This is a genomic window from Eikenella corrodens (assembly GCF_900187105.1).
In the GTDB taxonomy this organism is placed as follows: Bacteria; Pseudomonadota; Gammaproteobacteria; order Burkholderiales; family Neisseriaceae; genus Eikenella; species Eikenella corrodens.
In genome coordinates this window covers 399,789-423,091 of sequence record NZ_LT906482.1, presented here as the reverse complement: position 1 = coordinate 423,091, position 23,303 = coordinate 399,789, and the positions used below count along the sequence as shown (strand labels likewise).

The 23,303-nt window shown below is 59.5% G+C and carries 22 protein-coding genes; 10 read left to right on the top strand and 12 right to left on the bottom strand.

The annotated features are described in order from the left end of the window. Nucleotides 1–142: 142 nt before the first annotated feature. Together CKV94_RS02130 and CKV94_RS11050 are read left to right on the top strand one after the other, a co-directional pair. Nucleotides 143–718 (top strand): TetR/AcrR family transcriptional regulator, encoded by a 576-nt coding sequence (locus CKV94_RS02130; RefSeq protein WP_003822382.1) that lies wholly within the window; start codon nt 143–145, stop codon nt 716–718. Nucleotides 719–737: 19 nt separating this feature from the next. Further along, nucleotides 738–989 carry a hypothetical protein gene (locus CKV94_RS11050; protein WP_003822381.1) on the top strand — a complete coding sequence of 84 codons (252 nt, stop codon included), beginning with the start codon at nt 738–740 and terminating at the stop codon, nt 987–989. A gap of 201 nt (nt 990–1,190) precedes the next feature. Here CKV94_RS11050 and trpS read toward each other — a convergent pair whose 3' ends face one another. The 3 genes from trpS to CKV94_RS02110 form a co-directional block, all read right to left on the bottom strand. Next, nucleotides 1,191–2,198, bottom strand: a complete 1,008-nt coding sequence (trpS, locus tag CKV94_RS02120; RefSeq protein WP_003822380.1) for a tryptophan--tRNA ligase — start codon at nt 2,196–2,198, stop codon at nt 1,191–1,193. A gap of 307 nt (nt 2,199–2,505) precedes the next feature. Continuing rightward, on the bottom strand, nt 2,506–2,976 hold the full coding sequence (locus CKV94_RS02115; RefSeq protein ID WP_003822378.1) for an Aca2/YdiL-like domain-containing protein: 471 nt from the start codon (nt 2,974–2,976) through the stop codon (nt 2,506–2,508). A 19-nt stretch (nt 2,977–2,995) separates the two neighbouring features. Continuing rightward, the gene (locus CKV94_RS02110) at nt 2,996–3,772 is read right to left on the bottom strand and encodes a tRNA threonylcarbamoyladenosine dehydratase (RefSeq protein ID WP_003822376.1); all 777 of its coding nucleotides are present in this window, start codon (nt 3,770–3,772) and stop codon (nt 2,996–2,998) included. A gap of 142 nt (nt 3,773–3,914) precedes the next feature. Between CKV94_RS02110 and CKV94_RS02105 the strand changes: the two genes are divergently transcribed. Further along, nucleotides 3,915–4,379, top strand: a complete 465-nt coding sequence (locus CKV94_RS02105) for a universal stress protein (RefSeq protein ID WP_003822375.1) — start codon at nt 3,915–3,917, stop codon at nt 4,377–4,379. A 103-nt stretch (nt 4,380–4,482) separates the two neighbouring features. Here the strand turns inward: CKV94_RS02105 and CKV94_RS02100 are convergent, their stop codons facing one another. The 4 genes from CKV94_RS02100 to CKV94_RS02085 all read right to left on the bottom strand — a co-directional run bounded on the left by CKV94_RS02100 (nt 4,483) and on the right by CKV94_RS02085 (nt 8,000). Beyond that, nucleotides 4,483–4,905, bottom strand: coding sequence for a hypothetical protein (locus CKV94_RS02100; RefSeq protein ID WP_003822374.1), 423 nt, complete (start codon nt 4,903–4,905; stop codon nt 4,483–4,485). Nucleotides 4,906–5,166: 261 nt separating this feature from the next. Next, nucleotides 5,167–6,339 (bottom strand): radical SAM family heme chaperone HemW, encoded by a 1,173-nt coding sequence (hemW, locus tag CKV94_RS02095; RefSeq protein ID WP_035579979.1) that lies wholly within the window; start codon nt 6,337–6,339, stop codon nt 5,167–5,169. 30 nt (nt 6,340–6,369) lie between these two features. After that, a complete protein-coding gene (locus CKV94_RS02090) occupies nt 6,370–6,810 on the bottom strand; it encodes a hypothetical protein (protein WP_035579976.1) in 441 nt (146 codons plus the stop codon). A gap of 89 nt (nt 6,811–6,899) precedes the next feature. Further along, entirely contained in the window at nt 6,900–8,000 is a 1,101-nt protein-coding gene (locus CKV94_RS02085) for an NUDIX domain-containing protein (RefSeq protein WP_003822365.1), read from the bottom strand. A gap of 182 nt (nt 8,001–8,182) precedes the next feature. Here CKV94_RS02085 and CKV94_RS02080 point away from each other — a divergent pair, with 182 nt between their 5' ends. Further along, nucleotides 8,183–9,265 (top strand): ATP-binding protein, encoded by a 1,083-nt coding sequence (locus CKV94_RS02080; protein WP_003822363.1) that lies wholly within the window; start codon nt 8,183–8,185, stop codon nt 9,263–9,265. Between the two features lie 233 nt (nt 9,266–9,498). Here CKV94_RS02080 and glnD read toward each other — a convergent pair whose 3' ends face one another. After that, the gene (glnD, locus tag CKV94_RS02075; protein WP_003822361.1) at nt 9,499–12,057 is read right to left on the bottom strand and encodes a [protein-PII] uridylyltransferase; all 2,559 of its coding nucleotides are present in this window, start codon (nt 12,055–12,057) and stop codon (nt 9,499–9,501) included. A 115-nt stretch (nt 12,058–12,172) separates the two neighbouring features. Then, nucleotides 12,173–14,386, bottom strand: coding sequence for a RelA/SpoT family protein (locus CKV94_RS02070; RefSeq protein ID WP_003822358.1), 2,214 nt, complete (start codon nt 14,384–14,386; stop codon nt 12,173–12,175). Between the two features lie 165 nt (nt 14,387–14,551). Between CKV94_RS02070 and CKV94_RS02065 the strand changes: the two genes are divergently transcribed. After that, the gene (locus CKV94_RS02065; RefSeq protein ID WP_035579973.1) at nt 14,552–15,142 is read left to right on the top strand and encodes an adenine phosphoribosyltransferase; all 591 of its coding nucleotides are present in this window, start codon (nt 14,552–14,554) and stop codon (nt 15,140–15,142) included. 174 nt (nt 15,143–15,316) lie between these two features. After that, nucleotides 15,317–15,883, top strand: a complete 567-nt coding sequence (azu, locus tag CKV94_RS02060; RefSeq protein WP_003822356.1) for an azurin — start codon at nt 15,317–15,319, stop codon at nt 15,881–15,883. Between the two features lie 155 nt (nt 15,884–16,038). Here azu and CKV94_RS02055 read toward each other — a convergent pair whose 3' ends face one another. Together CKV94_RS02055 and CKV94_RS02050 are read right to left on the bottom strand one after the other, a co-directional pair. Continuing rightward, nucleotides 16,039–16,764: a phosphatidylserine decarboxylase gene (locus CKV94_RS02055; RefSeq protein ID WP_003822354.1), complete on the bottom strand. Its 726-nt coding sequence runs from the start codon at nt 16,762–16,764 to the stop codon at nt 16,039–16,041. Nucleotides 16,765–16,928: 164 nt separating this feature from the next. After that, nucleotides 16,929–17,492, bottom strand: a complete 564-nt coding sequence (locus CKV94_RS02050) for a hypothetical protein (RefSeq protein ID WP_035579970.1) — start codon at nt 17,490–17,492, stop codon at nt 16,929–16,931. 181 nt (nt 17,493–17,673) lie between these two features. Between CKV94_RS02050 and argG the strand changes: the two genes are divergently transcribed. Next, entirely contained in the window at nt 17,674–19,020 is a 1,347-nt protein-coding gene (argG, locus tag CKV94_RS02045; RefSeq protein ID WP_035579968.1) for an argininosuccinate synthase, read from the top strand. A gap of 179 nt (nt 19,021–19,199) precedes the next feature. Then, nucleotides 19,200–20,384, top strand: coding sequence for a GTPase HflX (hflX, locus tag CKV94_RS02040; protein ID WP_003822348.1), 1,185 nt, complete (start codon nt 19,200–19,202; stop codon nt 20,382–20,384). A gap of 303 nt (nt 20,385–20,687) precedes the next feature. Here the strand turns inward: hflX and CKV94_RS02035 are convergent, their stop codons facing one another. Continuing rightward, entirely contained in the window at nt 20,688–21,578 is an 891-nt protein-coding gene (locus CKV94_RS02035) for an NAD(+) kinase (RefSeq protein ID WP_003822346.1), read from the bottom strand. A gap of 246 nt (nt 21,579–21,824) precedes the next feature. On the opposite strand from CKV94_RS02035, the gene miaA reads away from it, so the two are divergent. Beyond that, complete coding sequence (miaA, locus tag CKV94_RS02030; RefSeq protein ID WP_003822345.1) at nt 21,825–22,778, top strand: tRNA (adenosine(37)-N6)-dimethylallyltransferase MiaA; 954 nt, start codon at nt 21,825–21,827, stop codon at nt 22,776–22,778. Continuing rightward, nucleotides 22,775–23,293 (top strand): RDD family protein, encoded by a 519-nt coding sequence (locus CKV94_RS02025; RefSeq protein ID WP_003822344.1) that lies wholly within the window; start codon nt 22,775–22,777, stop codon nt 23,291–23,293. Before miaA ends, CKV94_RS02025 begins: the two co-directional genes overlap by 4 nt. Nucleotides 23,294–23,303: the final 10 nt, after the last annotated feature.

Below are 23,303 nucleotides of genomic sequence, written 5' to 3'. Positions count from 1 at the left end.
GTGTAAGTCTCCAATACAGAGCTGCATACCATTAAAAAGCAATTCCGCGTATCATTAAGCATACGAAATTAGTAAAAAAGTTGCTTAAGCGCACAGATAAACGCAAAATGCTCCAGATGCTACCTGAAGCGAAAGAGCAAACATGAGCGAAAACGAAACTTATACCGACCCCCGCATCATCAAAACCCACCGCGCTATCCGCGAAGCCTTTGTGGATTTGCTGCATGAAAAACCCTTTGCCCAAATTGCGGTGCAAGACATTCTCGACCGTGCCCCGGTAAACCGTTCCACTTTCTACAAATACTACTCTGGCAAAAGCGACCTGGCCGGCAAGATGATTGCCGACTTCAAAGCCGAATACAGCCGATACATCCTTACCCGTTTCCAGGCAGGTAGTTTTGATGTGTTCCTCAACATGATGCCAGAAGCCTCCGACTGGATACACAGCCGCCGCCGCCTGATTCTCGCCCTGTGGAAAGTGGACACCCGCCGCCACCATCTCTACCGCGATATGCACAAGCTGATTAAACAGCAATTCCTCCGCTTCGCCCACACCCTGCCCAACACCGACCCCGGCAAAGATTGGGACTACCAGGCCGACATGCTCGCCACCCTCATTCTCGGCAGCATGAACTACTTCTTCAGCCGCGACCTGCCGCTGCGCCTACCCGAAGTCCGCCAAGCCTGGACGGAAATGAGCCAGCTGCTGCTGCCGTGAGGCAGAGCGACATACTGGGTTGGATGCTAGAACCCGCCATAATGCAAAAGGCTACCTGAAATTCATTTTTCAGGTAGCCTTTCAGCATGAGGTGTATGCCGCAGGAGCGCACGCCGTTACCAGTTATTCCAAAGCAGCGTGCGTGCGTACCGCACACTACACCCCGCAAATGAGCAGGCTACTTGAAATCCATTTTTCAGGTAGCCTGTTGATGGGGCAGGGCGTAGGTTGGGTTGGTAAACCCAACATTCCACAATTTATAGTGGATTAAATTTAAATCAGGACAAGGCGGCGAGCCGCAGACAGTACAAATAGTACGGTAAGGCGAGCCAACGCTGTACTGGTTTAAATTTAATTCACTATATTCCAAAGCCGCGTGCGTGCGTTCCTCACGCCCCCTACATGGCTGCAATGGAAAGGCTACCTGAAATTTCAGGTAGCCTTTTGTGTGTCTGCCAAACAGCAGTATTGTTCAACGAAGCGGACGGATGCCTACGGCGTCGCGCACTTGGTCGAGCAGTTCGCGGGCTTGTTTGCGGGCTTTGGCGGCGCCGGCCTGCAGGATGTCTTCGATTTGTGCGGGTTGGGCGGTGAGCTCGTGGAAGCGTTCGCGTTTGGGGGCAAGCTCTTCGTTCAGCTTGGCACCGAGCAGTTTTTTGGCTTCGCCCCAGGCCAGGCCGTCGGCCAGCATTTGGGTGAATTCGGCAGTTTCGGCGGGGGTGGCGAAGGCTTTGTAGATGTCGAACAGCGGGCTCTCGTCGGGAGTTTTCGGCTCGCCGGGCTCTTTGAGGTTGGTGATGATTTTGTTCACGGCTTTTTGCAGCTTTTTCTCGCTTTCAAACAGCGGGATGGTGTTGCCGTAGCTCTTGCTCATTTTGCGCCCGTCGAGGCCGACGAGGAGTTCCACGTTGTCGTCCACTTTGGCTTCGGGCAGCACGAACAGTTCTTTGAAGCGGTGGTTGAAACGCTGGGCGATGTCGCGGGTCATTTCTACGTGCTGGATTTGGTCGCGGCCTACCGGCACTTCGTGGGCGTTGAACATGAGGATGTCGGCGCTCATGAGGATGGGGTAGCTGTAGAGGCCCATTTCCACGCCGTGGTCTTGGTCGGTTTGCCCGGCATCGAGGTTGGCCTGCACGGCGGCTTTGTAGGCGTGGGCGCGGTTCATCAGGCCTTTGGCGGTGATGCAGGTGAGTATCCAGTTGAGCTCGGGCACTTCGGGGATGTCGCTTTGGCGGTAAAAGGTGGTGCGCTCTGGATCGAGGCCGCAGGCGAGCCAGGTGGCGGCCACGGCCTGGGTGGAGGCGTGGATGAGCTCGGGGTCGTGGCATTTGATGATGCCGTGGTAGTCGGCCAAAAAGAGGAAGGATTCGGCGGCGGGGTCGGCTGCGGCGGCAATGGCGGGGCGGATGGCGCCGACGTAGTTGCCCAAATGCGGGATGCCGGTGGTGGTTACGCCGGTGAGGACTCGTTTTTTCATGGATGGCTTTCTGTGGTTTGGCGGAAATAGGGAGGCGGCGCTGGGGCTACCTGAAAAATGGCAGATTATAGAGCAAGGGCAGGGATGCGGTCATGCCGGCGGCAAAGTGGCGGGGAATTTTTGTTTCGCACAAACTTTGGCATGCTACGGTTTCAGGTAGCCTTTGGGGGTTGGATAAAGGCTACCTGAAAAATTGGAAAATGTCGCAGATGCAATAAGTTATCTTGTTTTGCTCAACAAGGCCACCTGAAACTAATTTAGTTTCGTCTAGACATTGTTTTCAGGTAGCCTCTTTAAGCATCCATATTTATCGGGATTGCTCAAATTGCTCTTGTGCCCAGCGTTGGCGGTTGTCGGGGGTGTCGGCAGTTTGAGCTTGCCCTTGCCGCCAGTTGCGGTAGGCTTCGGCATCGAAGGCGATCACCCGACCACCCATGGCGGCTACTTCGCCGGCCACGCTTTGGCTGATGCGCCAAGAGGCCAGGTCGGGGCAGGCGTTTGGTTCGGGATACCACAGTACCACCACGGCATTGCCGCCCTGCATTTGGGCTTCGAGTTGTTCGGCATATTGGTCGATGGCTTGGTATTTCTGGTTGAGGCGGGTTTCCACGGCGCGAACCACGTGCAGGGGGATGGGGGCGGCGCCGTTTTCCCATTGTGCCCATTCTTCGGCAGAAGCGCCGTGGGGGAAATCGACATTGGCGGCAAGAGCCTGGGCGGCTTCGGCTTGGGTGAGGCCGAGATTGCGGCGCAGGGCTTTGAGTTCGATGGGGAACATGGTTTTCCTTTTAGGTTGGTTATTTAACTTGTGCGGCCAAGTGCTCTATTGCTGCCTGTGCACAAAACAGGCCGAAGGCGGCGGTAACCAGCATACTCGCGCCGTAGCCCGCGCAAGACAATCCTTGCGGTGCGGCATCGGTTTCGCAGGCGGCGCCGGTTTGCGGCGGGGTGACGTTTTCTTCGGAATAGATGCAGCTCACTTTCATGCGCTCTTTCGGATCGCGCGGAAAGCCGTGGCGGCGGCGCAGGGTGTAGCGCAGGTTGGAAAGCAGCGGGTCGTGGGTGGTGCGGGCGAGGTCGGCGCGGCGGATGAGGGCGGGGTCGCGCTGACCGCCTGCGCCGCCGGACACCACAAAAGCCTGCTTCTGCGCCACAAAATGAGCGGCCATGGCGGCTTTCACACGTACTTGGTCGATGGCGTCGATCACAAAATCAAACGGCTCGGCAAATAAGGTTTGCACGTTTTCCGCATCCACAAAATCTTCGATTTCGTGCACGGTGCAGGCAGGGTTGATTTGCAGGATGCGCCGGTGCAGTGCGGTTACTTTGGGCAGGCCGAAATTGTCGGTGAGCGCGTGGAGCTGGCGGTTGGTGTTGGATTCGGCCACGTTGTCCAAATCAATCAGCGTGAGCCGGCCGATGCCGCTGCGCGCCAGCGCCTCCACCGCCCAAGAGCCCACGCCGCCCACGCCCACCACGCAAACATGGGCTTGGGAAAAGCGTTGCAGGGCGGCAGGGCCGTAGAGTCGGGAAATGCCGCCGAAGCGGCGCTCGTTTGGGGCGGAAATAATCATCGGGATAAGTCAAAAAACAGGTAGAAAAAATGGCACATTCAGTGCATCGGTATTATACTGTAAACGTATCAGGAAGAGACCCGTCCGGCGGCTGTAGCCTCTGCGCGGAAGCATCGGAATAACGTTCACTAGGAGAAAGCTTATGTATCAACATATCGTGATTGCAGTAGACGGCAGCCGCACCTCCCAACATGCGCTCAAACAGGCCTGCGGCCTGGCTCAGGCCACCGGCGCGGCGCTCACATTGGTGCACGTGGCCAACCCTGCCGAATACGTGGCCACCGTTGCCCCCGAGTTTTTGCAGTATGAAAACTACGAAACCGCTGCCACCGAACAAGGCAACGCCATTTTGGATGCCGCCATCAAACAGGCGCGTACCACCTTGGGCGAAGATGCAAAACTCGGCCGCCACCTGCTCGTGATCAGTAAAAACGCACGCGATATGGCCAAAAGCCTGGTGGATTATGCCACCGAGCAGAAAGCCGACCTGCTGGTGCTGGGCACCCACGGCCGCACCGGCCTGATGCACCTCCTGATGGGCAGCTTCGCCGAAACCGTGATGCGCGAAACCCGTCTGCCGCTGTTGATTATCCGCCGCGAAGCATAAGGCTGAAGATTGAGGCAGGATTAGAGGCTACCTGAAAGTTTCAGGTAGCCTCTTTTAGTATTGAGGTAGGTTCGGCATGGATGCCCGACCTGCGCGTTGGGTTTTAGAGTTCGTTGCAGCTAATCCGCCACTCTTTGGTGTATTCCCAACGGTAGTCCACCACGATGTCGTTGGCGTCGGTGTAGTAGGTTTGATAGAGATTGCGCCCGTAGCAGACATCGGCGTAGTAGGTGGTTTGGCCGGTGCCCATGCCGGGGTTTTGGTGGGTGCCGAGGTTTTCCCGGCCGGCGTAGCGGGTGCGGTAGTATTTATAGGTGTAGGCATAGCGGTTGTTGCCTACTCTGCTGCGACCGGAATTAGGCTGGTCCCCGTGTTCGCGGAACACTTCGTTGATGTGCTGGCCAACTTGGCGTTTCATGTTGTCGTCTAGAGAGGCGCAGCCGGCAAACAGGAAAACGGCGCCGGTAATCAGGCCGAGGCGCAGCAGGTTTCGGGCGGGGTGTGCGGGGGGCGGATAGGCTTGCATGGTTGGTTTCCTCGCAGGTTGAAATTAAAGGGATAATACTAATAGTGGGGGTGTATTGCCAAGAAGGCTACCTGAAAGTTTCAGGTAGCCTTCTTGGTGGTTTTGCATGTTGTTTGACCTAGGGCAATTTATTGCTGCCGATATGCTGAAAAAAGGGATGGATTTTTGGGGTGGCTCACTTATGGGGCTGGAAACCAAAAATGGTTTTAACTTCGTTGAAGCTCACGCTTTCAGGTAGCCTCTGTAAGGGCGCAAACGGATTTATAAAAACAGTTGCAGCAAATCGTTTAGATAGCGCTGGCCGCGTTCGGTGGGGCGCAGGAGGGTGGGGTCGGGGTCGATGAGGCCGAGCCGGGTGGCTTCCTGCAGGGGGCGGGCGATGGCGGCGAGGCTGTGGCCGGTGCGCTCTTGGAACAGGCGGGCTGGTACGCCGTCGGTGAGGCGCATGGCGTTGAGCATGAATTCGAAGGGCAGTTCGCTTGAGGCTACCTGAAAACGTTCAACGGCATCGGCGGGGTTGCCTTGCATGGCGGCGAGGTAGCTGCGGGGGTGGCGGGCGCGGGTGGTGCGCGTGATGCCGCTGTGGCTGCTGATTTTGCCGTGGGCGCCGGCGCCGATGCCGATGTAGTCGCCGAATTGCCAGTAGTTGAGGTTGTGGCGGCATTGCTGGCCATTTTGGGCGAAGGCGCTGGTTTCGTAGCGTTCGAAGCCGGCATCAAGCAGAGTGTGGTGTACGGCTTGTTCGATGGTGTAGGCGGTGTCTTCTTCGGGGATGCCGGGGGGCGGGGTGCGGCCGAAGGGGGTGTTGGGCTCCATGGTGAGGTGGTAGGCGCTGATGTGGGTTACGCCGAAGGAGAGGGCGGTTTCGGCATCGTGCTGCGCTTCTTCGGGGGTTTGGCGCGGCAGGGCATACATGAGGTCGGTGTTTACGCGGGGGAAGATGGCGAGCGCGGCTTCGATGGCGGCGCGGGCTTCATCGCCGTTGTGGATGCGGCCGAGGGCGTGCAGTTTGGCGTTGTCGAAACTTTGGATGCCGAGCGAAAGGCGGGTAATGCCGGCTTCGGCGTAGCCTTGGAAGCGTGCTTGCTCGAAAGTGCCGGGGTTGGCTTCGAGGGTGATTTCGGCTTCGGGCTGCAGGCGCACCAGGGCGCGTACGCCGCTGAGCAGGCGGTGGATGGATTCGGCGGAAAACACGCTGGGGGTGCCGCCGCCGATGAAGATGGTATCCACCGGCCGCCCCCAGATGTGGGGCAGTTCGTGTTGCAGGTCGGTGAGCAGGGCGTTGATGTAGGCGGCTTCATCGGTGTCGGGCTTGAGGCGGTGGGAGTTGAAGTCGCAATAGGGGCATTTTTGGATGCACCAGGGAATGTGGATATAGAGCGAGAGCGGGGGCAGGGCACTGAGGCCGGAACCGGGGGTTTGCAGTAGGGGCATGGTGTGGCGATTGTTTTTTAAAATAATGGGTTATTCGGCTTGAAAGGCTACCTGAAACACCTGGTTGCCGATGCGGATGTCTGCCAGGTAGCCGTCGCGGCGGTCGGTGCACACGGGCAGGCGGATTTGGGCGGCGAGCCAGGAGCCGTCGGCCTGGCGCTGAAGCGGGAAGCGGTTGAAGCCCATGTCCATGCCGTCCATGCTGAAGCTCACTTCGGCCTGCTGCACTTGGGGCGGCACGTTTTCCAGCGTGATGTCGAAGGGGCGGTGGCGCGCGGCGGTAAAGCGGATGCGGCTGCCGTCGGGCAGGGTGCAGCCTTGGCGCGGGTCGCAATCGGTTTGTACCACCGTTTCGGCAGCAGGCTGTTGCCCGGCACGCCATTGGCGTACGGCGAAATGGCCGCCGGCCAGCAGCAACAGCGCGGCGATGGCAAGCAGGATTTTGGTGCGGGGGGAGAGGGTTTGCGACATAAGAGGCTACCTGAAAAAGTTTGGGTGGGTTATCTGGGTCTGAAAAGCATGATTGCAAAATTATCGGCAAAGGCTACCTGAAAACATCTTCATCGCCCTTGCACCACCGCCTGCGCCCCCGCCGCGAGCCAGCGTTCGGCATAACGCTCCGCCAGCGCCGCATTGGCAGGCAGCAGCACCAGCGGCAGCGGCACGCCTTCGGCCAGCGCGGCGCAGGCGTGTTCCGCCGCGGTTGCGTTATCTATCGGCCACACGGCGGCTTCGGCTTGGGCGGCGGCTGCGGCGGCAATGTCGCCGGGCGAGCGTACCAGCGGCCAGCGGCGCACATCGCCCGGCGTGTCGGCGGCCAAATCGGCTAAATCCGCCAGCAGGCGGCTGCCCGGCGGCGGGTTGGCGGCATGAAGCGGCAGCACGCAGAAACCGTCTGCCGCGTGCAAACCCTCATTCAGGCTACCTGAAAACTGCGTGGGCAAAGCCAGCGCCGTCAGCAGCGCGGCATTGGCCGGCAGCATGGGCGACACATCATAACGCCCCGGCTGCTGCCAGCGCCATTGCTGGCCTTCGCGTGCCTGCAATTCGCCGCGCCAGCCGTCGGCCGGTACGCGGAAAAAACGCAGTCGCACATGGGCGTGTTCGTAGCTGTGGGTTTTGGTGAGCCACGGCACGGCGCTGTGGATTTGGATGCCCAGCTCTTCGGCAAATTCGCGGCGCAATGCCGCCAGCTCGCTCTCGCTCGCCTCCACCTTGCCACCGGCAAATTCCCAATAGCCCGCATAAGCCTTGCCTTCGGGGCGCGAACTGAGCAGCACTTCGCCGCAATCGTTATATACAATGCCGGCCACCACTTGCAGCAGCGGGCGGGGGTCGGCCTCGGCCGGGGCGATGCGGGTGTGCCAGAGCCAGTCGATGCACTCCTGCAACAGGGCGGGCAGGCGGCTGATTTCGCGGGTGTATTCCTTGCGCAGCGGATGTTCCCAATCTTGGTTTTCCACCAGCATCACGCCAAACTGCCCGCGCGGGCCGAAGCCATACCAGCCCGCATCGAGCAGATATTGCCCGCCGCAAAAGCTGATTTGCAGCAGGTCTTCGCCTAAAAGCAGGTCGGCCGGGTTGCTGTCGGCGTGTTCCAGCAGCCAGAAGAAATTGTCGTAGGTGATGGTTCCGTTGCGGAGGTTGAGGTTTTGGGGCATGGTGTGGCGGGGAGAAATACAAACGCGGGCAGTTTACTGGAGCGGGCGGGCTCGGGCAACGGCGGCGTTTCAGGTAGCCTGCAATGAGCAGGCCAGTGTTGGGTTAGACGCTATTAGACGACGAATGTACAATTAGACAAAATGCAGTACAATAATGGCTAATCCCACACAAAGGCACCCGTATGGAAGACCCGCTCTATTTTCCCAGAACCGAATTGGCCGCCGCCCTGCTCAGCAGCCTGAAAAGCGGCGTATCCAACGCATTCACGCTGTTTGCCCCGCGCCGCATGGGCAAAACGCAGTTCCTTACCAACGATATTGCCCCGGCCGCTGAGAAAAACGGCTTTAATGTGTTTTACTTCTCTTTCATGGACAACAAAGACAGCGCCAGCACCGCGCAGTTTTTCCATGAAGCCCTACACCGTTTTACCTTGGAAACCCGCACCGGCAACGGCGTGAAAACCTTTTTCGGCAGCCTCACCAAAATAGACGTGTTGGGTGTGGGCCTGGAGCGCGAAACCCCGCCGCGCGACCTGCCGGGCATCAGCGAAATCATCGCCTATATAGCCGCCGACAGCCGCCCCACCTTGCTGCTGCTAGACGAAGCGCAAGAATTGGCGCGGCTGCCGAACACCGAAGGCATGATCCGCAGCTTGCGAACCGGCCTGGACATCAACCAAAGCCGCGTGAAAACCCTGTTTACCGGCAGCAGCACCAACGGCCTGCGCGCCATGTTCAACGACATCAAGGCTCCCTTCTTCCACTTTTCCCACGCGCTGGATTTCCCCACTTTGGGGCAGGATTTCATCGATTTTTTGGCCGGCGTTTATCACGACCGAACCGGGCAGCAGCTGGATTCGGAGAAGTTTTACGCCATTTTTGAGCAGTTCAATAAAAGCCCGATGTATATCCGCGCCGTGATTCAAGACATGATCATCAACCCCGCGCTCAGCCTGGAAGCCGCCGCGCAAGTGCGGCTCGAACAGATGCAGGAAAACAGCAATATTCCGATGCAGTGGAAAGCATTAAGTGCCATCGAGCGGCTGCTGCTGCAATTGATGGCGCAGGGGGAAGTGAGCCCGTATGGCGTGGAATTCAGAGAGCAGGCCGCCCGGATATTGGGCGTGGAAAGCGTGAAAGTGAGCACCGTGCAAAGTGCCATCAGAAAGCTGCAACGCAAAGACCTGATCAGCAAATTCGGCAACAGCGCGTTTCAAATCAACAATCCTTTGCTGCAAACGTGGCTGAAAGAGAATATGGAATAGCTGTAGGTTGGGTATGAATCATACCTGGCACTGGGTAAAGGCTACCTGAAAATCTGCTAACCGCTTGGTATGGATTGCGGCTGAGTTGGCGCGGATGTTTTCAGGTAGCCTTTGCTATTGCTGTGGGTAGGGGTTAATCCTGCCCGTTTGCCCTTAAAGGCTACCTGAAAATTGGAAGCAGCCGCTAGAACCAGTATGCGGTTCGCGCACATTGGTTTTCAGGTAGCCTGCCTTCAGCCACCGATGCGTTCCAGCAGCAGCCGTTCGAGTTTGAGTTGGAAGGCGGTGTCGGCCAGCTGCGGGTGGCGGATTAGGAAGCTGTCTTCCACGCGTTCGTCGAAGGTGGCGATGGCGGCGTAGCTGAGGCTGATGTTGAGCTGGGCGAACACGTCGGCAATGTCGGCCAGCAGGAAGGCGCGGTTGGCGGCGATGATTTCCAGGGTGTAAGCGCCGGCGGTTTCTTCGGCGGAGAGGGTGATGCGCGGCGCAATGGGCAGATGGCGCAGGCGGCGGCTCAGCCGGTGGGGAGAGGGGTTGGGTTCGACGGCGCCCGGCGGATGGTGCACGAATTGGTCTAAGGCTTGCTGCAAGCGGGTGCTGATGCGCTCGATGTCGTCGGCGAGGCAGTTGGCGGGCAGTTGCAGCACGAAGGTGTCGAGGATGTATTGGTGGTCGGTAACGTAGGCGTGGGCGGCGAGGATGCCGAGCTGGTGGCGGCCGAACAGGCGGCACAGGCCGGCAAACAGGCGGTCGCGGTTGGGCATGAACACCATCACTTGCAGGCCGCCGGTGGCGCTCAGGGGGCGGATGTGGGCTTGGGGCGTTTCGGCGTTGGCAGCCAGCAGGGGCAGGTGCCATAGGATGATGTCGGCGCTGTGGCGCACGAAATAGGCCTGCCCGAGCTGCAGCCACAGCGCCCGGCTTTGCGCTTCGCCCACGCCCGCTTCGGCCAAGGCCTGGCGGGCTTTTTGCTGGCGGCGGCTCACGGCCATATCGCGGCTGGTGGTTTGGCCGCCGAAGTATTGCAGGGCCGAGCGGAACAGGGTTTCGAGCAGGCTGGCTTTCCAGGCGTTCCAGATTTTGGGGTTGGTGCCGCGCATATCGGCCACGGTGAGCAGATAAAGCGCGGTGAGCCGCTCGGGCGTTTGCACACGGCGGCAGAAGGCGGCCACCACGGCCGGGTCTTGGATGTCTTCTTTCTGCGCGGTGAGCGACATTAAAAGATGGTTGCCCACCAGCCACACGAGCAGGTCGGTTTCGTATTGGCTCAGGAAATGGTCGGCGGCAAAGCGGCGGGCGTCTTCCATGCCCAGCTCAGCATGGTCGCCGCCGCGCCCTTTGGCGATGTCGTGAAACAGGGCGGCCAAATACAGCACGGGTTTGCGCTCAAAGGCATGCATCAGGGCGCTGGCAAAAGGCAGCTCGTGGCTGTGCGCTTCCAGAGCCAGCCGGCGCATATTGCGCACCACCATCAGGATGTGGTCGTCCACGGGGTAAACGTGGAACAGGTCGTGCTGCAGCAGGCCGACAATTTTGCCCCACTCGGGCAGGTAATGCGAAAGCGCGCCGTAGAGGTTTAGGAAGCGCAGCAGGTGGGTAAGCCCGCCGCCGTGGCGGAAGAAGCCCACGAAGCAGCGTCGGTTGGCCGGGTCGGCATAAAAACGGGCGTCGGTTTTCTGCACCGCCTGCCACCAGGCACGCAGGGTTTCGGGGGAGAGGCCGGAGAGGTGGCTGTATTGCTGCCACAGCTCCAGCACCTTGAAAATATGCTGCGGCTCGCGGCGGAACAGGGTTTTGTCGCGCACGGCGATGAGGTTGTTTACTTGGAAATAGTGTTCGTCTAAATTCAGCGCCACGCGCGGCAGCGGCGAGGAAATGCGCCCGCGCAGCATCGGAAGCAGGATGCCGCCCAGCTGCTTCACGGTTTTCACCGCGCGGTAGAGCGTGTGCATCAGCCGCTCGCTGCGCACTTGTTTGCTTTCATCGGTGTAGCCCAGTGCGTAGGCCACCTGCGGCTGCAAGTCGAAACGCAGCTGCTCCTGCGGTTTGCCGGCGGCCAGGTGCAGCTCGATGCGGATGCGTGCCAGGCTGCGGTGGCTGCGGCGCAGCATGGCCGCTTCGGTGCGGGTGAGGATGCCTTGGCGGGCGAGGCGGTGCAGTTGCGGCGAAATGCCCTGCACCCGCGCCAGCCAGAGCATGGTGTGGATATCGCGCAGGCCGCCGGGGCAGGTTTTCAGGTTTGGCTCCAGGCTGCTGCCTGCTTGTGCTTTCAGGTGCCGTTGCTGCAATTCCAGCAGTTTGCCTTCGGCAAAGGCCGTCAGGTCGCGCTGCACGTCTAAATCGCGGCGCAGGCGAGCAAATAATTCTTGGCTGCCGTGGAGCAGGCGGGCTTCGAGGAGCGAGGTGTCGCCGGTTAGGTCTTCCGCCGCCCCGGCGCACAGCTCGGCCACGCTGCCGGTTTTCAGCGAGGGGTTCAGCCCCATGTCCCACAGGGTTTGCAGCCAAGTTTCAATTTGCTGCTGTTGCGTTTCATTCAGGGAATCGGCCGCCACAATGCCCAAATCCACATCGGAATGCGGATACATCTCGCCGCGCCCGAAGCCGCCCAGCGCCAGCAGCGCCAGCTCCCCTGCCGGCTGCATTTGCCGCCACAGCGCGGTAACGGTGTGCGAGAGCAGGGCGCTGTAGGCAGCAAAAAAACGCTGCGGGCTGCGGTGGCGGCGGTAGTCGGCAACGATTTGCCGTTTGTGCTCGGTCAGCTCCTGCGCCAAAAGCTGCGGGGATTGCGGCATGGTGGGATTCCTTGGACGGGGTGGGGAGATGGTAGCCTTGGGATGGGAATGGGAAGGCTACCTGAAAATATTTGATTGGGTTTTCAGGTAGCCTTATTTGTGTCAAACCATGCGCCTACAGCCTGCTCACGCCGGTTACGCCTTTCACGTTGGCGAGGCTGGCGAGCACGTGCGGCAGGTCGTCCACCTGATGTACCTCCAGTGTGAAGCGCAGGCTGGCCTGCAGGTTGCGCGATTGGGTTTGCACGGCGGTCACGTTGAGTTTATGCCGTGCCAGTGCTTCGGAAATATCGCGCAACAGGCCGTTGCGGTCTTGGGCGGATACTTCGATGTCCACGGCAAACACTTGCCCGGCAGGCACGCCGGCCCAGCAGGCCGGCACAACTTTTTCAGCCGCGTCGGCGGCGAGTTTCTGGAAAGAGGCGCAGCCGATGCGGTGGATGGAAATGCCGCGCCCGCGCGTTACGAAGCCGGCGATTTCGTCGGGCGGGGCGGGTTTGCAGCATTTGGCCAGCGTGGTGAGCAGGCCGGATTCACCATCCACCAAGATGCCGCCTTTGCCGCCGGTTTCTTTGATGCGCGACTGTTTGACGATGCTCTCGGTGCTCACCGGCGCGGCAGGCGGCTCGACCAGTAGGCCGCAGGCTTTCTGCACGGCGCGGGGCATGATTTCACCGTGTGCCACGGCGGTGTAGAGCTCGTCCGGTTTTTTGAAGCCGAGTTTTTCGGCCAAAGCCTGCATATTGGGCTTGGGCTGGACTTTGAGCAGGGTTTTTTCCAGCTGCAGCCGGCCTTGTTCGCGCACGCTTTCGGCGTTTTGGCGGCGGATGTGCGCGCGGATTTTGGCGGCGGCTTTGCTGCTTTTCACCCAGCCTTCATACAGCCAGTTTACCGATGGCTCGCCCTCTTTGGCGGCAATAATTTCCACGCGCTGGCCGTTCTCCAGCGGGGTGGAGAGCGGCACGATTTGGCCATCTACCTTCGCGCCGCGGCAGCGGTCGCCAAGGCTGCTGTGCAGGGCGTAGGCGAAGTCGATGGGGGTGGCGCCAACGGGTAGGGAGAGCACTTTGCCGTGCGGGGTGAGCACATAAATCGTGTCGTTGAAGAGCTCGGTTTGGAAGGCGGCGGCGAGGTCGGCTTTGCCGCTTTCGGCCATGTTTTCACGCCAATCCAAGAGCTGGCGCAGCCAGGCGATTTTTTGCTCATATGCGGAATCACCTTTGCCGCCTTCTTTATAACGCCAGTGGGCGGCCACGCCGAATTCGTTGAATTGGTGCATTTCTTTGGTGCGGATTTGCACCTCGATGCCTTTGTCTTCCGGGCCGACAATCACGGTGTGCAAGCTTTTGTAGCCGTTGCCTTTGGGGTTGGCGATGTAGTCGTCGAATTCGCCGGGGATGGGCTGCCACAGGCTATGCACGATGCCCAGCACGGTGTAGCACTCGGGCACGCTGTTTACCAGCACGCGCACGGCACGGATGTCGTAGAGCCCTTCGAAATCGAGCTTTTTCTTCACCATCTTGCGGTAGATGGAGTAGATGTGTTTGGGGCGGCCGGCCACGTCGTAATCGCGGATGCCGTATTTGGCCAGCTCGGCTTTGAGGATGCCGAGGAAGTGGTCGATATAGTGCTGCCGCTCGGGGCGTTTTTCGTCGAGCAGGTGGGCGATGCGGCGGTATTCTTCGGGGTTTTGGTGGCGGAAGCCGAGGTCTTCGAGCTGCCATTTGAGCTGCCACACGCCCAAGCGGTTGGCCAGCGGGGCGAAAATATCCAGCGTTTCTTTGGCAATGCTGCGTTTTTCCGGGCTGTCGGGGCAGCCACCGAGGTATTGCATGGTGCGGGTGCGCAGGGCGAGCTTGATCAGCACCACGCGGATGTCGGACACCATGGCCAACAGCATTTTTCGCATGGTTTCGGCCTGCGCGGCACGCTCTTCAGGCGTGGCCAAGCCGTCCACGCGGGCAAAGTGGGTGAGCTTCTGCACTTGGTCGATACCTTGCACCAGGCTGCATACGGTTTGGCCGCATTGCTCGGCTACTTGAAGCTGCCAATCCCCGCCCTGCTTGGACATACCCGACAATATGGTGGCGGCCACGGCTTCGGGCAGCAAATCGAGCTGCGCCACCATCTGTGCGGCACCTACGGTGTGCGGTAGCAGCGGCTCGCCGGCGTGGGTTTGCGCGTTGGCGGGGTAGTGCGCCTCGGCCAGCGCAAGCGCCTGCTGCAAGAGTGCGCGGTCGGCCTCGTTTTGCTGCGCGGCATAGCCTTTCAGCCAGGCCAAACATTCTTGCAGGTTGGTTACATGCGTGTCTGAATAGCCGGTCTCCATGGTTCCCCTTTTTTGCAGTGTGAATTTTTGCGGTATAGGTGTTGATTGTAACCAAAAATCCAACGGGTGGGGCCTGGTTGGTGCAGGGAGTTTGATGCAGGTGCAATTTTGTTGGGGGAAGTGGTAAGATTCGCGTTTCGCACAGGCTACCTGAAAGATACCGCTATGCTGTTCCATCCCGAAGTCATGACCGTTGAAATGCTGGCGCAGAAAATCCGCAAAATCCCCAACTGGCCGCAGGAAGGCGTGCTGTTTCACGACATCACCCCCGTGCTGCAAAGCCCGGAATATTTCCGCCTGTTGGTGGATTTGCTCACCTACCGCTACATGACGCAAGACATCGATGTGGTGGCCGGGCTGGACGCACGCGGCTTCATCATCGGCGCCGCGCTGGCTTATCAGCTCAACGTGGGTTTTGTGCCCATTCGTAAGAAAGGCAAGCTGCCCTTTACCACCGTTTCCGAAAGCTACGCGCTCGAATACGGCGAAGCTACCGTGGAAATCCATACCGACGCCATTAAAGACAACGCCCGCGTGTTGCTGGTGGACGACCTCGTGGCCACCGGCGGCACCATGCACGCCGGCATCAAGCTCATCCGCAAGCTTGGCGGGAATGTGGTGGAAGCCGCCGCCATCCTTGAATTTACTGATCTGCCCGGCGGCGACCGCGTCCGCAACGAAGGCGTGCCCCTGTTTACCCTGTATCAAAACAGCGGCGCGGTAACCGAAGAGCATACGGCACCGCAGGCCGGTTAAAAACCGTCATGCAAATATCCGGCTTTCAGGCTACCTGAAAGCCGGATGGTTTTTGATGCGACAGCATTTTCTGCCGCCGGATAAAACCGTGCCGTATCGGCAGTATCAAAAGGCAGGGCAGTTCGCTATAATCGCCCACGCAGTATTTACCCGTGTTTTGATAAGGACCATGCTATGAAACTGTATCTCCCCCTGATTGCCGCCGCTCTGGCGCTGGCTGCCTGCGGCGGCGAAACCGCCCCCAGCGCGCCTGCTTCCGAAGCCCACCACGACCACGCTGCTTCGGCCGCCTCCGCCGCTTCCCAAGCCGCGCCGGCCTCTGAAGCCACCTCTGCTCCCGCCGCAGCTGCCGAAGACTGCTCGAAATTGGTGGAAACCGGCGACAGCATGCAGTACAACACTGCTGAAATCAGCGTACCCAAAGGCTGTACCGACTTCACCGTTACCCTCAAACACACCGGCAGCATGCCCAAAACCGCGATGGGGCATAACATCGTGATTACCGCCGAGGGCGATGTGAACGGCGTGAACAACGACGGCGTGGGTGCAGGCCCGGACAACGATTATGTGAAACCCGGCGACGAGCGCGTGATCGCCCATACCAAAATCATCGGCGGCGGCGAAGAATCCTCCGTTACCTTCCCCGTGGCCAAACTGGCTGCCGGCACCAACTACAAATTCTTCTGTTCTTTCCCCGGCCATGCCGGCGTGATGAACGGCGTGGTGAAACTGGCGGATTAATCTCCAACGGTTTGCCCAAACAGGCAAAAGGCTACCTGAAAGTTCAGGTAGCCTTTTTTGCTGGCCGGATATGGATGCCGGAAGGCCGATATGCCTGTTTTAACTTCGTTGAAGCTCATGCTTTCAGGTAGCCTTGGCTGAAAGGCCGAGCCTGCTTACTCCGGCAGCACCTCTTCCGCTGCTTCCCGCACCAAGGCCGAAGCTGTTTCGATAACGGTTTGTTCGCCATTCGCTTCCAGCGGCAAACGAGCCAAAATGGTTTCGCTGGCACGCACTTTTTCACCAATGGCCACCAGCGGCACGGCATCGGTGGGCAGATACACATCCACCCGCGAGCCGAAACGGATAAAGCCGTAGCGTTGGCCGCGCGTGATTTTTTCGCCCGGCTGCACGTAGCACAGAATGCGCCGCGCCACCAAACCGGCCACCTGCACAAAGGTTAGCTCGCGCCCGCTTTTCGTGGTGGCGAACACCGCATTGCGCTCGTTTTCCGTGCTGGCCTTATCCAGCGCGGCGTTTACGAATTGGCCGGGGAAGTAGTCCACCTGCGTTACCGTGCCGTCAACCGGCGCGCGCTGGGAATGTACGTTGAACACGTTCATAAACACGCTGATTTTCAGCGCGGGCACTTTGCGGAACGGGTCTTCGGCGCGTTCCACCACCACGATGCGCCCGTCGGCCGGGCAGAGCACTGCTTCCGGATCGGCCGGGATATCGCGCGCCGGATCGCGGAAAAACTGCACCGCAAACACGGTGAACACCCAAAACGGCAGCGACCACCAGCCGCAGCAGATGCTCACCAGCACGCTCAGCAGCAGCCCGCCCAAAATAAACGGCCAGCCTTCCCGCGCAATCAGCGGGTGGGGGTAGAAACGGTTCACGGTATGATCCTTTTTGAATTGAGTTGGAATAGGGCGCGATTATACAAGATACGGGGTAGGGCGGAAGCGGCTTGCGTCAAATCGATGAGGCTACCTGAAAGCATGGGCTTCAACGAAGTTAAAACAGCCCTGCCTGCATTTTCAGGTAGCCTCAGCCCCCCTTTTTACCACTGCTCGCCGCGTTCGCCTGTGCGGTCACCCCAAGTTTCGTCTGGTTCGTAGGGCAGCACCATCATGGCCGAGAACCAGCCGCCGACCGCAAACAGCGCGGGCAGCACATACCACGGCGGCGTGGACATCAGTTGGCTGAACATACCGTCGGGCACGGGCAGCATGCCCTCCAAAGTGTTGGCAATCAGCTGGTTGAGCTCCGGCACTACATCCATGCCCGCCAGCTGCGGCAGGGCATACAAAACCGCCGTCAGTCCCGTCCAGGCCAAAGTGGCCATCGCCCGCCCCGGCAGATTGTTTTGCCAAGCCAAGCGGCCGGCCAGCCAGCCCGTGAGCAGGGCGGGCAGCGCGAGCAGCCACAGGCAGTGGATGGCCGAGGTCAGCACGATGCTCAAACCGTTGAATCCCGCCAGGCGCAGCAGCATGGCCTGCGGCGACTGCCAGCCGCCTTTCCACAACACGGTTAGCGCGCCGTAGAGCAGGCCGCAGGAAATGCCTGCATACAGCACATACCAAATCATCGTTTGCCGCTGCGGCAAATGTTGCCGATTGCCCATGGCCGGTTCCTTGATTTCACCAAAAGCACACAGGCTACCTGAAAGCGCCATGCGCGTAAACCGGCTGGCTTTAACTTCGTTGAAGCTCACGCTTTCAGGTAGCCCGTATCCGGCTGGACAAGTTCATGCGTTTAGGCACACAATCCCAGCCTTCAACCATCTTGCCAAACAAAGGAGCATCATGAGCCAGAACAACGCCACCATTCTGCAAACCCTGCCTGTTGGCCAAAAAGTCGGCATCGCCTTTTCCGGCGGCCTCGACACCTCCGCCGCCCTCCTGTGGATGAAACTCAAAGGCGCTCTGCCTTATGCCTACACTGCCAACCTTGGCCAGCCCGATGAAGACGACTACAACGCCATCCCCAAAAAAGCCATGGAATACGGCGCGCAAAACGCCCGCCTGATTGACTGCCGTGCGCAGTTGGCGCACGAAGGCATCGCCGCCATCCAATGCGGCGCGTTCCATGTGTCCACCGGCGGCGTGCCCTATTTCAACACCACCCCGCTCGGCCGCGCCGTAACCGGCACCATGCTCGTTTCCGCCATGAAAGAAGACGACGTGAACATCTGGGGCGACGGCAGCACCTACAAAGGCAACGACATCGAACGCTTCTACCGCTACGGCCTGCTTACCAATCCCGCGCTGAAAATCTACAAACCCTGGCTCGACCAACAATTTATCGACGAACTCGGCGGCCGCCACGAAATGAGCGAATTCCTCATCGCCAACGGCTTCCAATACAAAATGTCGGTGGAGAAAGCCTATTCCACCGATTCCAATATGCTCGGCGCGACGCATGAAGCCAAAGATTTGGAGTTTCTGAACAGCGGCATCAAAATCGTCAAACCCATTATGGGTGTGGCGTTTTGGGATGAAAACGTCGAAGTCAAACCCGAAGAAGTGCGCGTGCGCTTTGAAGAAGGCGTGCCGGTGGCATTAAACGGCCAAACTTTTGCCGACGCAGTGGAACTCTTCCTCGAAGCCAACCGCATCGGCGGACGCCACGGCTTGGGCATGAGCGACCAAATCGAAAACCGCATTATCGAAGCCAAATCGCGCGGCATCTACGAAGCTCCCGGCATGGCGCTGCTGCACATCGCCTACGAGCGCCTGCTCACCGGCATCCACAACGAAGACACCATCGAGCAATACCGCATCAACGGCCTGCGCCTCGGCCGACTGCTGTATCAAGGCCGCTGGTTCGACAGCCAAGCCCTGATGCTGCGCGAAACCGCCCAACGCTGGGTGGCCAAAGCCATTACCGGCGAAGTAACGCTGGAACTGCGTCGCGGCAACGACTATTCGATTCTGAACACCGAATCGCCCAACCTCACCTATGCGCCCGAACGCCTGAGCATGGAAAAAGTGGAAAATGCCGCATTCACCCCGCTCGACCGCATCGGCCAGCTCACCATGCGCAACCTCGACATCACCGACACCCGCGCCAAACTCGGCATCTACGCCGACAGCGGCCTGCTCTCGCTGGGCGAAGGCTCGGTGTTACCGAAACTGGGCAAGGGTAAGTAAGCCCAAGCTGTAGCAAATAATAAGGCTACCTGAAACGAAACTGCCGAAGGCAGCCGAGTTTCTGCGAAGCCAAGATTTTCAGGTAGCCTCATCAATAAAAGGCTACCTGAAATTGCTTTCGGGCAGCCGCCTGCCCATGCGCTATAATGCCGCATCTTCAATCCATTCCGCCTGATGCCATGCCGCGCCGACCTCCTTTCCAGCCCGATAAATCCCTCAGCCGCCCCGAGCGCGTATTGCTGGTGGGCGTGATGCTGGCCGACAGTTTCTCCGGCAGCAACGAGCAGCGCGCCCGCGCTTTTCAAAATGTGTTGGATGAAGCCGCCGAGCTGGTGCGTGCCGGCGGTGGGGAGTTGGTACACGTTTCCACCGCCCGACGCGACCGCCCCAGCGGCGCATTGTTTGTGGGCAGCGGCAAAGCCGAAGAGCTGGCGGCCGAAGTGCAGGCGCACAATATCGAATTGGCCGTGTTCAACCACGAGCTCACGCCCACGCAGGAGCGCAACCTCGAAGCCAAGCTGCAATGCCGCGTGCTCGACCGCGTGGGGCTCATCCTTGCCATTTTCGCCCAGCGCGCGCAAAGCCAGGAAGGCCGCCTGCAAGTGGAGCTGGCGCAGCTCACCCACCTCTCCGGCCGTCTGGTGCGCGGCTACGGCCACCTGCAAAGCCAAAAAGGCGGCATCGGCCTCAAAGGCCCGGGCGAAACCCAGCTCGAAACCGACCGCCGCCTGATCTCCCAAAAAATCACCACCCTGAAAAAACGCCTTGCCGACGTGCGCCGCCAGCGCGCCACCCGCCGCAAGGCACGCCAGCAGGGCAGCCTGCCCACTTTCGCCCTGGTGGGCTACACCAACACCGGCAAATCCAGTTTGTTTAACCGCCTCACCAAAGCCGACGTGTTGGCCAAAGACCAGCTCTTCGCCACGCTCGACACCACCGCCCGCCGCCTGTATCTCGACCGTGAGCACAGCATCATCCTCACCGACACCGTCGGCTTCGTGCGCGACCTGCCGCACCGCCTGGTGGCCGCCTTCTCCGCCACGCTGGAGGAAACCGCCCAAGCCGACGTATTGCTCCATGTGGCCGACGTTTCCCAGTCCGACTATGAGCAGCGCATGGAGGACGTCAACCGCGTGTTGGCCGAAATCGGCGCGGCCGAGGTGCCGCAGCTCTTGCTCTACAACAAAATCGACCTCCTGCCCGCCGAACAGCAACAGCCCGGCATCCTGCGCAGCAAAAGCGGCCAAATCGCCGCCGTGCGCCTCTCCGTTACCCAAAGCCTGGGCCTGGAGGACTTGCGCCAGGCATTGATTGAGTGGGCGGATACGCATAGCAAGGCTTCAGGCAGCAAAGAGGCTAGCTGAAACGGCTATAGTCGGGATACTTTATTTCCTACAGTGTTGGCTTGCCTTCCCCTGTTTGTCGACGTGGGCTAAGGTGGATTGCCCATGCGGTTGCCCTGGTTATTTATTGTTTGGAAAGGCTACCTGAAAGTGAAGCTAAAAATTTCAGGTAGCCTTTTTAATTTGAATTGTCTGGTATTTACACATGGCGGATTCCAAGGTGGAAAGGCTACCTGAAAAACCAAAAGCCGGGCATGAGCCCGGCTGGTTTCATTTTTACTATCCGTACCTTTATCAAAACTGTTTTCAGGTAGCCTCTGTCTGTTAAACCAGCTGCTCGCCCCAATGCAGTTTCTGGCGCAGGGTTTTGTAGTATTGGTAGTTGGTGGGGTGCAGCACGCGCAGGGTGTTGCGGTAGCGGCGGATGGTGAGCCGGTTCATGCTGTGCAGGTCGATGTGGGATTGGCCATCGCAATGCACGCGGGCGTTGTCGGCTTTGGTGATGAGGATTTCGATTTCGCAGCTGTCGGGCACCACGATGGGGCGGTTGGTCATGGATTGCGGGCAGATGGGTACGAGGGTGAGGGCGCGTAGGGTGGATTGCAGAATCGGCCCGCCGGCGGCCAGGGCGTAGGCGGTGGAGCCGGTGGGGGTGGATACAATCAGCCCGTCGGAGCGTTGGGTATAGACGAATTCTTGGTTGATAAATACTTCGAATTCAATCATCTGCCCCAAGCCGCCACGGCTGATGACGACTTCGTTGAGAGCCAGCGCGGTGCAGTCGGATTCGTCGTGGCGCTGCACGGTGCATTCGAGCATGATGCGCTCTTCGGGCAGGTATTGGCCGGCGAGCATGCGCGAAATGTCGGCAATCATGTTTTGGCGCGGCACTTGGGTGAGGAAGCCTAAATGCCCCAGATGCACGCCCATGATGGGGATGCGGTAGGGGGCAAGTTGGCGGGCTACGGATAAAAATGTGCCGTCTCCTCCGAGCACCAGCACCAAATCGCAGCAGGTACCCATGTCTTCTTTAGACACTCTGTGGCAGCGTTCGGTTAGCAGGTTGGCAGACAAATCGACACCGCATTCTTCGTCTAGCAGCACTTCGATGCTGTTTTCCAGAAAGAAGGTCACCAGCTCGCTCAGTGTTTCGCCCAATTGCGGGGTGTTGGGGCGGGTAACGATGCCGATGCGGTGAAATTGGCTGTGTTTCATGTGGTGTAATGGAGAAATTATGGGGAAATTACGTTAGGCCGAACTCTACCTGATTTTCAGGTAGCCTGAAAGGCGGGAGCGGGGTAGGGCGGGGCAACGAAGCAGCCTTCTTATTTTAAATTCACTATATTTTGTTTTTATCATGCGGCTGATAGAATGCCGCGCCGTGTGGCTTTATGTTTCAGGTAGCCTTTTGTGTAGCTGAAACACAAAGCCGGAATATCCATTTCTTTTTCAGGTAGCCCCATGCCGCAATCCACCCCGCCGCCGGCACTCGCCTTGCTCGGCCCCACTGCTGCCGGCAAAACCGCGCTCGCGCTTGCCTTGGCCGAAAAGCTGCCGCTGGAAATCGTCAGCCTCGATTCCGCACTGATTTACCGCGGCATGGACATCGGCACCGCCAAGCCCACTCCAGCTGAGCGCGCTGCCGTACCGCACCACCTCATCGACATCATCAACCCGCCGCAAAGCTACAACGTGGCCGATTTTTTGGATGACTGCCTGCGCCTGTGCCGAGAAATCCATGCGCGCGGCCGCCTGCCGCTGATTGTGGGCGGTACCATGATGTATTACCACGCCCTCGTCAACGGCCTCAACAGCCTGCCTGCCGCCAATCCTGAAATCCGCCGCCAACTGCAAGAGCAAAAACAGCAACACGGCCTGCCGCACCTTTATGCCCAACTGCAACAGGCCGACCCCGCCACCGCCGCCCGCCTCAAGCCCGGCGACAGCCAGCGCATCGAACGCGCATTGGAAGTGTGGCTGCTCACCGGCCGGCCGCTCAGCCAACACTTCGCCGAACAGCCCGGCGCCACGCCAATGCTCTCCCTACGCAGCATCGCCCTGATTCCGGCACAGCGCGAACGGCTGCACCACAATATCGAACAGCGCTTCTACGCCATGCTGGAGCAAGGCTTTCTTGATGAAGTAGGCCGATTGCAAGTGCAATATCCCGAGCTCAACCCTGACTACCCAGCTGTGCGCTGCGTGGGTTACCGCCAAGCTTGGGCACACCTGCAAGGCGAAACCGACCGCAACACCTTCATCGCCCAAGGCATTGCCGCCACCCGCCAGCTCGCCAAGCGCCAGCTCACCTGGTTGCGCAAACTGCCCGCCGATTTGGTAATCGACCCGTTTCCAGGTAGTCTTCAACAACACAGCCAAGCCATTCATTCTTTTTGCCAACAACACTTCGTATGAGTATTCCCGCCCCCGCCTCTTTCCGCCGCCGCTTCGCCGCCCTATGCTACGAAGCCTTGCTGCTGGCCGCCGTAACCTGCGTGGCCTTTATCCCTGCCGCCGCCGCCAATATGGTGCTGCATAATGTGCCGCTGCTGGCTGAAACTGTCGTGGCGTTGATTATCCTCGCCGTATGGTGGGGCTATTTCCGCCTTTGCTGGTACAGCCCGCGCGGGCAAACCCTGCCGATGAAAGTGTGGCGGCTGCAGCTGCAAACCCCCGCCGGCAGCCGCCCCAGCCTGCGCCAACTGCGCCTGCGCTTCATCTGGGTCACCGTGCTGCTTTTACTACTACCGCTCGCTTCATTTGGCATCCTGCGCCAACTCACCCCGCTGCCGCCTCAAACCGTGGCTGGCATGGCATTAGCGTGGTGGATACTGCCCATCGGCTTTGCCCTTATCCACCCCTCCCGCCAATTTCTCTACGACTACCTTGCTGGTACGGTTTTAACGGAGAAAGTGGGAGAAAGGAAATAGCATTCGCTGC